The organism is Desulfoscipio geothermicus DSM 3669, assembly GCF_900115975.1.
Classification (GTDB): domain Bacteria; phylum Bacillota; class Desulfotomaculia; order Desulfotomaculales; family Desulfallaceae; genus Desulfoscipio; species Desulfoscipio geothermicus.
The window spans coordinates 1-14,279 of record NZ_FOYM01000007.1; the positions used below are offsets into that span (position 1 = coordinate 1).

General features: G+C 47.9%; 13 protein-coding genes and 1 pseudogene. 10 read left to right on the top strand and 4 right to left on the bottom strand.

Annotated features, from left to right (window positions below; all coding sequences use genetic code 11):
• The 3 genes from BM299_RS05425 to BM299_RS05435 form a co-directional block, all read right to left on the bottom strand.
• Positions 1–289, bottom strand: a 289-nt coding sequence (locus tag BM299_RS05425) for a transposase (protein WP_207545131.1), incomplete at its 3' end; no start/stop codon positions are given.
• 116 nt (positions 290–405) lie between these two features.
• Positions 406–747: a nucleotidyltransferase domain-containing protein gene (locus BM299_RS05430; protein WP_092482456.1), complete on the bottom strand. Its 342-nt coding sequence runs from the start codon at positions 745–747 to the stop codon at positions 406–408.
• Entirely contained in the window at positions 723–1,106 is a 384-nt protein-coding gene (locus BM299_RS05435) for a HEPN domain-containing protein (protein WP_092482457.1), read from the bottom strand. Before BM299_RS05435 ends, BM299_RS05430 begins: the two co-directional genes overlap by 25 nt.
• Positions 1,107–1,398: 292 nt before the next feature.
• Here BM299_RS05435 and BM299_RS05440 point away from each other — a divergent pair, with 292 nt between their 5' ends.
• The 3 genes and pseudogenes from BM299_RS05440 to BM299_RS05450 all read left to right on the top strand — a co-directional run bounded on the left by BM299_RS05440 (position 1,399) and on the right by BM299_RS05450 (position 5,493).
• Positions 1,399–2,952 carry a recombinase family protein gene (locus BM299_RS05440; RefSeq protein WP_165608201.1) on the top strand — a complete coding sequence of 518 codons (1,554 nt, stop codon included), beginning with the start codon at positions 1,399–1,401 and terminating at the stop codon, positions 2,950–2,952.
• Positions 2,945–3,979: pseudogene (gene yhbH / locus BM299_RS05445) on the top strand (sporulation protein YhbH); the annotation flags it as partial. The gene BM299_RS05440 and the pseudogene yhbH, both read left to right, overlap by 8 nt.
• A complete protein-coding gene (locus BM299_RS05450; protein ID WP_092482460.1) occupies positions 3,976–5,493 on the top strand; it encodes a SpoVR family protein in 1,518 nt (505 codons plus the stop codon). The pseudogene yhbH and the gene BM299_RS05450, both read left to right, overlap by 4 nt.
• Positions 5,494–5,709: 216 nt before the next feature.
• Here BM299_RS05450 and BM299_RS05455 read toward each other — a convergent pair whose 3' ends face one another.
• On the bottom strand, positions 5,710–6,282 hold the full coding sequence (locus BM299_RS05455) for a nitroreductase family protein (RefSeq protein ID WP_092482461.1): 573 nt from the start codon (positions 6,280–6,282) through the stop codon (positions 5,710–5,712).
• A 184-nt stretch (positions 6,283–6,466) separates the two neighbouring features.
• Between BM299_RS05455 and BM299_RS05460 the strand changes: the two genes are divergently transcribed.
• The 7 genes from BM299_RS05460 (at position 6,467) to BM299_RS05490 (ending at position 14,228) form a co-directional block, all read left to right on the top strand.
• Positions 6,467–7,324 (top strand): amino acid ABC transporter substrate-binding protein, encoded by an 858-nt coding sequence (locus tag BM299_RS05460; protein ID WP_092482462.1) that lies wholly within the window; start codon positions 6,467–6,469, stop codon positions 7,322–7,324.
• Positions 7,325–7,385: 61 nt separating this feature from the next.
• Positions 7,386–8,057 (top strand): amino acid ABC transporter permease, encoded by a 672-nt coding sequence (locus BM299_RS05465; RefSeq protein WP_092482463.1) that lies wholly within the window; start codon positions 7,386–7,388, stop codon positions 8,055–8,057.
• A gap of 16 nt (positions 8,058–8,073) precedes the next feature.
• Positions 8,074–8,829, top strand: a complete 756-nt coding sequence (locus BM299_RS05470) for an amino acid ABC transporter ATP-binding protein (RefSeq protein WP_092482464.1) — start codon at positions 8,074–8,076, stop codon at positions 8,827–8,829.
• 301 nt (positions 8,830–9,130) lie between these two features.
• A complete protein-coding gene (locus tag BM299_RS05475; protein WP_092482465.1) occupies positions 9,131–9,682 on the top strand; it encodes a helix-turn-helix domain-containing protein in 552 nt (183 codons plus the stop codon).
• Between the two features lie 75 nt (positions 9,683–9,757).
• The gene (locus BM299_RS05480) at positions 9,758–10,255 is read left to right on the top strand and encodes an NADH-quinone oxidoreductase subunit NuoE family protein (protein WP_092482466.1); all 498 of its coding nucleotides are present in this window, start codon (positions 9,758–9,760) and stop codon (positions 10,253–10,255) included.
• Positions 10,256–10,277: 22 nt separating this feature from the next.
• Positions 10,278–12,161 carry an NADH-quinone oxidoreductase subunit NuoF gene (nuoF, locus tag BM299_RS05485; protein ID WP_092482467.1) on the top strand — a complete coding sequence of 628 codons (1,884 nt, stop codon included), beginning with the start codon at positions 10,278–10,280 and terminating at the stop codon, positions 12,159–12,161.
• Between the two features lie 42 nt (positions 12,162–12,203).
• The gene (locus tag BM299_RS05490) at positions 12,204–14,228 is read left to right on the top strand and encodes a [FeFe] hydrogenase, group A (RefSeq protein ID WP_092482468.1); all 2,025 of its coding nucleotides are present in this window, start codon (positions 12,204–12,206) and stop codon (positions 14,226–14,228) included.
• The last annotated feature ends 51 nt before the right edge of the window (positions 14,229–14,279 follow it).

Genomic DNA, 14,279 nt, shown 5'->3' on the forward strand with positions numbered 1-14,279 from the left:
ATTTGCCGATAATCCTCGGTTCAAATTCTCCGTTACGGTCGCGGGGAATCTCTATTTCTGTCTTGCCGAACTTGGTTTGGATAGTTTTTTTGTTGTAACCGTTACGACTGTTTCCAGTATTATTGCCTTCGATGCTGTGTTTTTTATACCCGAGGTGCTCTTCAATTTCAGTCTCGAATATCTGTTGCAAAGTGTCCTTGAATAGATTCTTGAGCATCTCATGTACGTCTTCTACACTGCGGCAATCCTTGGCTAATTCCTTGATTGTTTTGTCTTGCATGGCTTGCATAAATGGTCAACTCCTTTAGTGGTAGTATTAACCATTTACACGTGATTTAATATATTCTCTCTTATGACACAATGGAGCTAAAAAATCACCCCCGATTTTCGGGGGTTTTACGTTAGTTAAAGCTGGTATTCTAAAGTCTGTGATTCATTTAGCACTTCATAAAGGAAGCTGGCTTTTTGTTTTGTAGCTTCGTTTATTTCTTCCGGTGTATAGCCGCGTACCTCAATCGGTTCCATTACTTCCGCGAGGGCGTCACCGAGTTTTTCGAATCGTTGCCAAAGGGGCATGCCAGCAAAAGCGGGTGATACAACAATAAGGTCTATATCACTATTAGGGCCGGCTGTACCTTTAGCCTGAGAACCGAATAAATATGCTTTTTGCACCGGAACACCTTTTCCAGCCAGAACAGTAAGATAGGATTTTATTATTTGGCTTACTTGATTTGTTGTTTCAGGCATTTTATCACTTCCTTTGTATTTTTCAGGTACTCACGAGCAACAGGTTGAGGATAATCACTGATTGCTTTCCTGAGATTTTCGGGATAACGCGTGACAACGCCAGCCAGACTTAAACGGCTTACGAATTTTAGTTGGTGAGAGCTTAATTTAGCGTTTCCCAGTTTGATAAGGCGAATAAGATTGTGTATTTTGGGCGGCATTTTGCCGGTTTTTTCGACCATCAGAGCTTTAAGTGTTTTTTCAATAGCCAGGTGACACATAAAAATAGTGTAGACGTACCTGCCGGTTGTGAGCATGCTTTCAGCTGTATCCAGATCGTAATCAACTTGGTCAAGCCATTCAACGGTTTCTGGTTTCATACAGTTTTTTCCACCCCTGTTGCTATTTTAGCATGTGGTGGAATTAAAATCAATGTATTATATCGTGATTTCTTGAAATTAATACCAGTTGTAGGACAATCTAGGGCTTGCGTAGAATATAACGAAAGGAGTTGAGAAGGTGGGGTGAAAGTAATGGTGCAATTTCGGAATGACGAGCAGGGCCTTAAAAACCTTGATTCTGCCTATAAAACTGTTGCAAATATAATATTAAAGCGTATCCAGGATGAGAAAGCCAGGCAGGTAAAAGAGGTTGCGGAAGGGGAGAGGGAAATTGCTTGCAGCTATTTATACAAGAGTCAGTAGCGAAGAACAAGTTAAAGGTTATTCCCTGGCGGAGCAGGAGCAGGCGTGCAAGGAAAAGGCTCAAGAGTTGGGTGCAGACCATGTCGTTATATATTCTGATGAGGGCATTACCGGTAGCTTGTTGGAGCGGCCTGGCATGACTAAATTAAGGGATGCTATTTCCAGAAGAGAAGTAGATGTACTAATATGCCGCGATCCAGACCGGCTTGCCCGGAATCTTGCCCACCAGCTTATTATTGCTGACGAGTGTGAAAAGAACGGGACGGAATTAATATTTACCGGTTGGGATTGGCAGAAAACGCCGGAAGGGCAATTGTTCTTTGCTATCCGTGGCGCGGTAAGCCAGTATGAACGAGAAAAGATTCGAGAGCGGATGAAACGCGGTAAAATGCAAAAAGCAAGGAGTGGGTTGGAGCCTAACCGGATCAATATTTTCGGCTATCGGTATAATGAAACAGGACAAGCCTTCTTGGAAGAGCGGGAGGCGGGCATAGTCAGAGATATATTTCGTTGGTTTATCAGCGAAGATATTAGTTTGACGGCTTTGGCTTATCGTTTGGAGGATTTGGGCATCCCCGCGCCTGGCGGTCAAAAACGCTGGTATAAACAAACGGTACGCTATATTTTATCTAACTCAACATATATGGGAAAACATATTTTCAATAAAAGAAATGACAGTGGAATAAAAAACAACAAATATGCTAAAGAGAAGGCTCGGCGGATATTTCGACCGGAATCAGAATGGATTGAAATACCTTACCCTGAGATAATAGATCCTGAGACATTCGGCCAGGCCCAGGAAAAACTGGCCCGGTGCAGACGGCTTTGGTCTGGTGACCCGAAATATGTTTATCTGTTATCCGGATTACTGCGATGTGGTAAATGCGGTAACACAATGATCGGTATGCGTACTAATTATCGAAGGCCCCATCATCCTGATAGCATTGTGTATTCTTGCCGGCGGGAGAAAGGTGGAAGGTGCTGCAAACCAAACCGATACATAAAAGGAGCACCTTTGGAACGTACTGTTTGGGAGTATGTTGTTGGCTGGATAAACAAGCCGGATAAGATACTTGAACACATAAAAGATATTCACAACAATACTGTACCATTGGACGAACGCATTGATCACTTAGTTAAAGAATTACAAACTGTTGAAAAAGGGCGAAAAAATATCTTGGATGTGCTGGCCTCCGGCACGACCAATCTTGATGACAAAATAAAGCAAGTGTTAAAAGAGCTAACTGATAGAGAACAGAACATCAGGCGTCATATTAAGATGCTTCAAATGGAGAAATACCGGCAGGTGTCACATGAGGATATTAAGAGCATAGCTTATGCCGGTAAAATGTTAAGTAATTATTTAGATCGACTAACAATCCAGGAAAAAAGAGCTATAATAAGGGCTTTTATAAGTGAAATCACGGTTTATGGGCGTGATAAAGACATTACTATAAATATTTCAGCCAGTATACCTTCCGTGGAAATGATTAGTAAAATCGCTACAGATATTTGTAAGTAGTCATGAGAGCATTATATTGTCGGACGGCCGCAAAGTGGTAAAAGTGCCCATCCGTTCCCTGGAAGAATATCATTTTCGCTTTGACACCGGCAAACAAAAACATGCCGGGCAGGGCCAGGGGGGCACCAAGGAAGGGGATGTGCTGGGCAGCGATAAAAAACAGGCCGGCCCGGGCAAGGGCAAGGGCGCCGGAGAGGAACCGGGCGTGGACTATTACGAGGCCGAGGTTACCATAGACGAACTGGCGCAATTGATCTTTGAAGACCTGGGCCTGCCCAACCTGCAGCAAAAGAAAAAACCTGAACTGGCCTCCGAAGCCTTGGAATTTAAGGATGTACGGAAAAAAGGCATTTCCAGCAACATCGACCGCAAGCGGACTATCATGGAGGCCATAAAGCGCAATGCCTTGAAAGGTAGAAAAGGTTTTCAAAACATTACCCGGGATGACTTGCGCTACAAAACCTGGGATATCACTTATAAGTACGAGAGTAATGCGGTAGTAATGGCCATGATGGATACGTCCGGCTCGATGGGCCCTTATGAAAAGTATATTGCCCGTAGTTTTTTCTTTTGGATGGTGCGGTTTTTACGTACCAAGTATCAAAACGTGCATATTGTCTTTCTGGCCCACCACGTGGAGGCCAAGGAGACCACCGAAGAAGAGTTCTTTACTAAAGGCGCCAGCGGGGGCACCCGCTGCTCGTCGGTTTACCAGTTGGGGCTCGATATAATTCAGAAACGTTATAGTCCTGAAGACTATAATATTTATGCCTTTCATTTTTCCGATGGGGATAACTTGACCTCGGATAATGAAAAATGTGTCAAGTTGGTCAATGAATTGCTTAAAGTGTGCAATTTAGTCGGTTACGGGGAAATTGAAGGACCTTATTACTATACCAGTACATTACGCAATGCGTTTAAAAAAATTAAGGACCCCAAATTCACCAGCGTGGGTATCAAGGGTAAAACTGATGTGTATCCAGCCCTGAAAGCATTTTTCAATCCCCATCCCCAAACCAGGACATGACGGGGGGAGGTGCTCGCTTGCATCCACAGGAAGAAACAAGACTGCTGGAGAAGGCCATTGAGGAAATAACCGCCATTGCTAAAGGATTTAACCTGGATTTTTATGATATGTATTTTGAAATATGCCCGGCCGACGTTATTTATTCCTTTGGCGCTTACGGCATGCCCACCAGATTTTCGCATTGGACTTTCGGCAAGGCCTATCATAAAATGAAAACCCAATATGATTACAATCTAAGCCGGATTTATGAAATGGTGATCAATTCCGATCCCTGTTACGCCTTTTTGCTGGAAGGTAACTCCCTGGTACAAAATAAAATGGTTATCGCCCATGTTCTGGGGCATTGTGATTTTTTTAAAAATAACTATTACTTTAAAAGAACATCCAGGAAAATGGTGGAAAGCATGGCGGCGGCGGCTGAGCGGATCAGAGGTTACGAGTTTAAGTATGGCCGCGATAAAGTGGAAAAGTTTTTGGATTCCGTGATTTCGCTGCAGGAAAACATTGACCCGCAAAAACATATTATCGGTGACGCCGGTAATGGCCCCATAAATGCTACCCGCGAACATTCTTGCCAGGGCCATACCTGTTCTGAAGGCGGTAAATGCTGTCAGGGCGGATGCCATAATCATGCCGGTCATTCCGGGCAGTCCACCCCGTATGACGATCTGTGGGACCTGGATAAACACGAATGCAGCGGGAAATGCGGCAAAGAAGAAAATCATAGTAAAAATTTTCCTGAAAAGCCCGAGAAAGACTTGTTGCTTTTTATGATGCATCACGCCCGGGACCTTGAGAATTGGCAGCGGGACATCATATCCGTTATCAGGGAAGAAATGTTGTATTTTTGGCCGCAGATGCAGACCAAGATAATGAATGAGGGTTGGGCGACATACTGGCACATGCGGATTATGCGGGAAATGGATTTAACAGAAGATGAAGCGTTGGAGTTCGCCAAAACCCATTCCGGGGTCATTCAGGCTTCAAAATACCGTATCAACTCTTACTATCTAGGGCTGAAAATATTTGAGGACATTGAAAAAAGATGGGATAATCCCACCGAGGAGGAAAAGCAGAAATTCGGTCGCCGGAGTGGGGAAGGAAAACGTAAAATTTTTGATGTACGGGAGACGGAAAATGATATATCCTTTATCCGCAATTATTTAACCAAGGAACTGGTGGAAGAATTGGATTTGTATCTGTTTAAAAAAGTGGGCTACGATTGGAAAGTTACCGACAAGGACTGGGAAAAAGTACGGGATGGTCTGGTGGCAAGCCTGTATAATTGCGGATTGCCATATATCGTGGTTGAGAGCGGCGACTTTGGCAAAAGGGATGAATTATATTTAAAACATATGCATGAAGGAACCGACCTGGATATCTACTACCTGGAAAGAACCCTACCCCATGTTTATGCAGTCTGGGGCAGGACGACGCATCTGGAAACTATAGTGGACGGTAGAAGGGTGTTGTTTTCCTATAACGGGGAAAAAGTGAGTAAGAAATTTATTTAACGTAAAAAAACATACATTATGTGTTATTCAACTCGCTGTTTCAGGCGAGTTTTTTTGCTAAACATTTTGTATTGCAGCAAACTAACCCGGTTTGCGGGAAGGCGGGTGCGGGTCAGGGTCGCCTGCCTTCCCGCAGGCTAAGCATTACTTGTGGAAAATGAGGAATCGAGTTTTCGATACAATCCAAAAGGTAACCGTATAAAATTGGGAAATATGCTAATCAAATTTAAAAATAATCTCCTCAAGGGGGCGTTTGGGCACATGGTGTACTCCCTCCGTGTCACGCCAGTATTTTATATCTTTGTCGGCCGTTTCAATAACTACGGTTTCCTTGGGGTGGCCGAGGGCAATAACAGCCATTATTTCATGTTGCTCCGGAATGTTCAACAATTCCCTTAACTTTTTCCGTTTTAAACCGGCCAAGATACATCCTCCCAGACCTTTTTCCACCGCGCCGAGCAGTATGCTCTGGCAGGCGATGCCCAGGTCCACCTGTGGATAAGGGCTGCTTATGCCGGTATCATTAAGAATAATAATATAAGCCGCCGGTCTTTCGCCTTCCTCCGGTCCGGGCCAATCTTTAAGATACGCAGCCCACGCTAAATTATCAAATATACGGGCATTCTTTTCCGGTTCAGAGGATAAAATAAATTTCAACGGTTGCTTGTTGGCCGCCGAAGCAGACAACCTGGCCAGATTAACCAAATTCTTCAGCGTACTTTCGCTAATTGCTTTATCCTGGTAAAAACGGCGGTAGCTTCTGTTTTTGGTTATTAATTCATATAGCATTTTATCTCCCCCATGATAGATGGAAATTATTTTAATATTATAACATAAGTGGCTGTTTAATATTAACAATAGACGTAATTTATGCTTAAATAAAATACTATTGACTTCAATTCTTTAGTTAGCTAAACTGTTAGAGGAACATATTAATAAACTAATTTTTTTTTGGTGGAGGAGATGAGGGGTATTGGTTAAAAAGTTTATATGGCTCGTGGTGCTTGTGCTGGGGTTGACCTTCACTGTCACGGGTTGCGGCGGTAACCAGCCGTCGGACAAGCCCGAAGGCGAAGCTGTGAGCGCCGATGCGGAAAAAACCACCTGGGAATTGATTCAGGAAAAAGGCGTTATGACAATCGGATTGGATGACACATTCAGACCGATGGGCTTTCGTGATGAAAACGGTCAACTCGTAGGTTTTGACATTGATATGGGTAAAGAATTTGAAAAGCGCCTGGGCGTTAAAATGGAATGGATTCCCACCGACTGGAGCGGTGTGACGGGCGCTTTGAATTCCAAGAAATTTGACGTGGTAATTAATGGCATGAGTATCACCGAAGAGCGGAAAAAAGTGATTGACTTTTCCATACCGTACGTTAATGCCAGTATTGGTATGGCGGTGCAAAAAGATAACAATGATATTAAGACAAGGGACGATTTGAAAGGGAAAACAGTGGCTACTCAGGCCGGCAGTTCCGGATACGAAGCCTGCAAAAAACTGGTGGAAGATGGTATCATAGACGAGACAAACCTCAAGCAGTACAACCAGTATCCAGAAGCATTCCAGGACCTGGCATTTGGTCGTGTTGACGTAGTGGTGGTTGACGTAACTACGGCGCAAGATTTTGTCAACAAAAGGCCTGATACTTATAAAGTTGTTGAAGAACCGTTAGTGGAAGACTTTTATGCCATTGGCCTGCGGAAAGAAGATAAGGACCTGAAAGAAGTGCTGGACAAAACATTAAGAGAAATGATGGAAGACGGAACGCTGGTTGAAATTTCCAAAAGATGGTTTGACGGCAAGGATATGACTGCCAAACCAGAATAATAACAGGGCGCGATTGTTCGCGCCCTCAAAAACTTTGCGCTGTTTTGTGGGGTGTTGAACAATGCGCTTCGGTCCAATCGATGTAGAATTCATCCTGGGCATTCTGCCGTTTCTTTTTAAAGGCGCCCTGATTACCATTGAATTAACTGTACAGGCTATAGTTTTTGGGACATTTATCGGGTTATTTGTCGCTCTGATGAAAATATCCCGCTTTAAGGTATTATCAATACTGGGGGGTTTTTATACCTGGGTGATTCGCGGCATTCCCCTTCTGGTACAGCTCTTTATTCTTTATTACGGTTTACCGCATATTGGCATACAATTAAGCCCTAAAGCAGCAGCAGTAATGGGGTTGAGTATTTGCGGCGGCGCGTATATAGCGGAAATAATCAGGGCAGGTATTCAGTCTATTGAAAAAGGGCAAATGGAAGCCGCTCTTTCCCTGGGCATGTCTTACGCCCAGGCCATGCGGCGAGTTATATTGCCCCAGGCGTACCGGCGTCTGTTGCCGCCCATGGGTAATGAATTCATTGCCTTAATGAAGGACACCTCACTGGTTTCGGTAATCACTATGGTGGAATTGATGCGTAGCGGGATACTGCTGAACACCACTTATTTCCGCCCAATGGAAATATACATAACTGTTGGTGTAGTTTACTTGATTATGACAACATTTTTTATCTATTTAATCAGTCTTTTGGAAAAACGTCTGGCCATATCAGACGGCGAATAACGGGAGTGAAATGTTGATGATTGTGGCGGAAAAAGTTAATAAAAGCTTTGGCAAGTTACATGTATTAAAAGACGTCAGCCTCACCGTTCAACAGGGGGAAGTGGTGGTAATCATCGGGCCCAGCGGGTCCGGTAAAAGTACTTTTTTACGCTGTCTGAATTATTTGGAACCCATTGACAATGGATATATTACCGTGGACGGCCAGCCGGTTGGTAAAAGGAGGTTGCCGAATGGGCGCCTGGTGGATGATAGCAGAAAAAATTTATACCGCCTGAGAAGCCGGATCGGCATGGTGTTTCAAAGGTTTAACCTTTTTCCTCACCAAACGGCTCTGCAAAATGTCATGGAAGGCCCCATAACAGTATCCAGGATTCCGGTATCAGAGGCAAAGGCCCGGGCCGAGGCGCTGCTGGCCAAGGTGGGTTTGGCGGATAAAGCCCAAGCATACCCGGTCCAATTGTCCGGCGGCCAACAGCAACGGGTGGCCATTGCCAGGGCGCTAGCCATGCAGCCCAAGGTGATGTTGTTTGATGAACCCACCAGCGCCCTGGACCCGGAACTGGTGGGTGAAGTGCTGGAGGTCATTAAGGATTTGGCCAGGGATGGGATGACCATGGTGGTGGTGACTCATGAAATGGGTTTTGCCCGGGAGGTGGCTGACCGGGTAGTATTTATGGATGAAGGAAGCATTCTGGAAGATACCACGCCGCAGAATATTTTCACCAGGCCCGGGCATCCCCGGACCAGAGAATTCTTAAGTAAAATATTATAGATTGATATCTTGATGCCCCTTGCGAGGGGTATTTTTTATTACTGAAACGCTGGATGCCCGGTTGCTGCAGACCTGAATGCGGGAACGAGAGAATTGTGTATAAATTTTGTCGACGCTGGTTTTTTTTAACCTAATTATTACTGATAGTTAACTAACAATTATCAATTTTAATTATTACTTGACAAGTGTAAAGTGAAAAAATACAATAAAATTGTCAAACAAGTTGGTTTACTTAAATAATATAAATTTCACATATTTTTAAAATTTTTTAAGTAGGACGGGCTTAATATGGAGGATAGCCATGGATTTGGGTAGCCGGGTTAAGCAGTTACGTCAAAATAATAATCTCAGTGTCAGACAACTGGCCAAAAAAGTAGGAGTTACCGCCAGTTTTATCTATCAGCTGGAACAAAACAAAGTATCTCCTTCTTTTTCCACTTTAAAAAGCATTGCCAGTGCTTTAAATACCAGTATGACTTTGCTGGTTGAGGACGAACTGCCGGAAGAATGGGTCATCGTGCGCAAAGAAAAGCGCAAGAAAGTAGCGGCTGAAGATGTGGCATTGAACGTACAATTGTTAACCTTTCTCGGCGCCAGGAACAAAAAAATGCAACCGCTGGTGTTTACAGTGGAGCCCGGTGATAAACAGGTGCAAATGCCCTCTTTTCCCGGGGAACATGAAGAATTTGTATACATTATACAGGGTGAGTTGGAGATCCGTACCGATAACGCAAAATACAAACTGAAGGCGGGTGATGCGGCATATTTTATGTTTGACAAACCGGTTACAGTTATCAACGTGGGACAGGATATGGTTGAGGGTCTGTGGCTGATTTGTCCGCCTGGGGTTTGAGAATAAGTTATTTTTTTAGCAATATGTTACCGACATATATAATCAATCATCGATAAACAGGGGGTTTACAGGGAAATGCAACCTAGAAAATTTGAAAAATTGCAAGAAATCATCAACAAGCATGAAGGGAAAGTATCGCACCTGATTGCCATCCTGCAGGAAGTGCAGGCGGAATACCGTTACCTGCCCGAAGAAGTGCTTACTTACGTGGCCACCGCCATGGGCGTTTCCCCGGCCACTGTCTACGGCGTAGCCACCTTTTACGCCCAATTCTCCCTGGTGCCCAAGGGCAAATACATTATCCGGGTTTGCGACGGCACTGCCTGCCATGTGCGCGGCGCGGCACCCATTAACTTCGCCCTGCGCAAAGAACTGGCCCTGCCCGACCAGCAACAAACCACCGACGACCTGCAGTTCACCGTTGAAACAGTATCCTGCCTGGGCGCCTGCGGTCTGGCCCCGGTAGTAACCATCAACGACCAGGAAGTACACGGCCAGATGACTCCGGAAGGGGTCCTCGCAGTGCTCGCAAAACTGCAGGCCCGGGAACAGCAACCGGCTGAACAAGCTTAACGGGTAAGGAGGATAAGAGGACATGATTAAAACAAGACAAGAATATACCACCTACCAGACCAAACTGAAGGCCGAACTGGCCCGGGAAAAAATGCGCGTTCTGGTTTGTGCAGGCACAGGCTGCGTCGCCAACGGCTCTTTAACAGTGTACGAGGCATTTGAACAAAAAATAAAAGCCAAGGGCCTTCCCGTTAAAGCACAGCTGCTGGAAGAAGCGGGCGGACACGAACCATACGCAGTCAATATCAGCGGGTGCCACGGTTTCTGCCAGATGGGGCCGCTGGTGCGCATCGAGCCGAGCGGCGTATTCTATCACCATGTCAAGCCCGGCGACGTTGATGAAATAATTGAAAAACACATATTAAACAACCAGTTGGTTGAAAGATTATTATATCATCACCCGGCCACCGGCCAGGCTGTAACAACCCAGGACCAAATCCCATTTTACCAGAAACAAACCCGGGTAGCTCTGGAACACTGCGGGCGCATCAACCCCGACGACATCAACGATTACATCGCACATGGGGGCTATAAAGCCATAACTGAAATATTATTTGAAAAGACCCCCGAACAAATCATTGACGAAGTCTTGGCCTCCGGTCTGCGCGGTCGGGGCGGAGGCGGCTTTCCCACCGGGAAAAAATGGCAATTTGCCCGGGCTGCCACAAGCGACAAAAAATATATTATCTGCAACGGCGACGAAGGCGACCCCGGAGCCTTCATGGATCGCAGCGTCATGGAAGGCGACCCGCACCGGGTCCTGGAAGGCATGATGATTGCCGGTTACGCCATCGGCGCCGACGAAGGCTACATCTACGTCCGCGCCGAATACCCCCTGGCTGTAAAGCGTCTTAAGCGCGCCGTCGTCGCAGCAGAAGAGATGGGCCTTTTGGGCTATAACATCCTTGGTACTGGCTTCTCTTTTAAAATCAACATCAAAGAAGGCGCGGGGGCCTTTGTCTGTGGCGAAGAAACCGCCCTGATAGCTTCCATCGAAGGCCAGCGCGGTATGCCCCGGCCGCGGCCGCCTTTCCCGGCCAATAAAGGCTTGTGGGGCTGCCCCACCATCATTAACAATGTTGAAACTCTGGCCAACCTGCCCCCCATCATCATTAACGGCGGCCAGTGGTTCCGGGGTTTCGGCACCGCCGGCAGCCCGGGCACCAAAACCTTTGCCCTGGCCGGCCAGGTGGCGCATACCGGTCTCGTCGAAATTCCCATGGGCATGAGCCTGCGGGAAATGGTCTTCGAAATCGGCGGGGGATTAAGGGACGGCAAACAATTCAAAGCCGTACAGATCGGCGGCCCCTCCGGCGGCTGCCTCACCGAAGCGCACCTCGACCTGCCCCTCGACTACGAAGCCCTGAAACAAGTCGGGGCCATGATTGGCTCCGGGGGTCTGGTCGTCATGGGCCAGGACACCTGCATGGTGGAAGTGGCTAAATTCTTCATGGGCTTTGTCCAAAACGAATCCTGCGGCAAATGTGTTCCCTGCCGGGAAGGTACCAGGCGCATGCTCGAACTGTTGACTAAAATCACCCGGGGGCAGGCCGGGGAAGAAGACCTGGCGCTTTTGGAAGAACTGGCTTTGGTTGTCCAGGACGGTTCATTATGCGGGCTGGGCAAAACCGCGCCCAACCCCGTGCTTACCACCTTGCGTTACTTCCGGCACGAATACGAAGCCCACGTTCGGGATAAAAAATGCCCGGCCGGGGTTTGCAAAGCCCTACAGGATTATTATATCAACCAGGAAAAATGCAAGGGCTGCGGCCTGTGCGCCAAAGTATGCCCCGCCGAAGCCATCGCCGGGGCCAAAAAAGAACCGCACGCCATCGACACCGCCAGGTGCTTAAAGTGCGGCACCTGCATCGAAAAGTGCAAATTTAACGCTATCTATACGGCCTAACCATAAACCAACCACAAACAAAAAACGAGGGGTGTGTGAAAAATGCAAACAGGCCAGGTATATATAGACGGACAGGCGGTGCCCGTGGGCGACGCTCAAAACATACTGGAAGTGGTCAGAAAGGCCGGCATCGAACTGCCCACCTTCTGCTATCATTCTGAATTAAGCGTATACGGCGCCTGCCGCCTCTGCATGGTGGAAGTGGAAAGCATGGGTCTCGTGGCCTCCTGCTCCACTCCGCCCGCCGATGGTATGATAATACATACCAATACCCGGCGAACCCGGCGCCTGCGCCGGATGATTCTGGAGTTGCTTTTAGCCAACCATGACCGGGAATGTCCCACCTGCGCCAAGAACACTGGCTGCAAGCTGCAGAAACTGGCCCGGCAGTACGGGGTGAATACTATCCGCTTCGGTAACCGGGATGAAAAACTACCCATAGACGCCTCCGGCAGCAGTATTGTCAAGGATCCCAACAAATGCATTCTTTGCGGTGATTGTGTGCGCATGTGCAGAGAAGTGCAGGGGCTGGGTATTTGGGACTTTGCCCACCGGGGCAGCAAAACACAGGTCACCACCGCCTTTGGCAAAGACCTGGCTGATGTGGCCTGCGTCAACTGCGGCCAGTGCGTGGCTGTCTGTCCTACCGGCGCACTGACCGTAAAATCGGAAATCGACCGGGCTTGGTCGGCCATCCACGACCCGGCGAAAACCGTGGTGGTGCAGATCGCCCCGGCGGTGCGTGTAGCCCTGGGCGAAGAATTCGGTCTGGCGGCGGGCTCGGCCGTCACCGGCAAGATCGTGGCTGCCTTGAAGAAAATGGGGGTGGACCGGGTATTCGACACCCTTATCGCCGCCGACCTCACCACAATTGAAGAATCCATGGAATTTATGAGCCGCATGGAAAACGGCGGCAAGTTGCCGTTGTTTACCTCCTGCTGTCCAGGCTGGATCAAGTACTGTGAGCAAATGCACGGCGAACTTCTGGAGAACCTTTCCAGCTGCCGCTCCCCCCAACAGATGTTTGGCTCGTTGGTCAAAAAACATTATGCCAAAAAGATCGGTAAAACTTCCGGTGAGGTGGTCTGTATTTCGGTGATGCCCTGTACGGCCAAAAAATTTGAGGCCCAAAGGCCGGAATTTACCACCGACGGGGTATACGACGTGGATATCGTGCTTACCACGGTGGAGTTGGCCCAGATGATCAAGGAAGCGGGCCTGGTATTCGACGACCTGGAACCTGCGGGCTTTGACAACCCATTGGGCATGGGCTCGGGCGGCGCCCTGATCTTCGGTGCCTCCGGGGGTGTGATGGAATCGGTGGTGCGCTTTGTGTCCGGTTACCTGGGTGGCCCCGAGGTGGGCCGGGTAGACTACCATCCCGCGCGGGGGATTGAGGGTATCAAGGAAGCCGCAGTGACGGTTAAGGATAAGACGCTCAAAGTGGCTGTAGTCAACGGCCTGGCCAACGCCGAAAATCTGCTGCAGCGCATCAAAAACGGCGAGGCCGATTATCACTTGGTGGAAGTTATGGCCTGCCCCGGCGGCTGCGTGGGTGGCGGCGGTCAGCCCGACGCAAACGATACTGCGGCCCGGGTGCAGCGGCTAAAATCCATCTACCGGTTGGATGCCGTGGAGCAGGTGCACAAGGCCCAGGACAATGTGTACGTGAACAAGATCATCAACGAGTGGCTGCAAGGCCCCGGCTCCCACGCGGCACACCACGACTTGCATACTGGGTATGTGCACCGGCGCCGGATTACTGGCAAACCGATGGAGATAACGGGCGATGCTGGGAACGGTCAGGTGGATGTTTCGGTGTGCATCGGCACGGGGTGTTACTTGCGCGGTTCTTACGAGGTGCTGACCCGGTTTACCGACCTGGTACGGGTGTGCGGGCTGGAAGGGTATGTACGGCTGAACGGCACTTTTTGCCTGGAACACTGTGACCAGGGTGTTTCGGTGCGGGTGAACGATGAGATCATCACCGGGGTAACACCGGAGAATGCGGAAGAAGTATTTAGAAACAAAATTGCCGTCCGGTGCGGAACAACAGTGCAAGTGTGACAATAATATACTTTTGCCAAATCAAGAAAAATATAATATAAAGGGAACCGG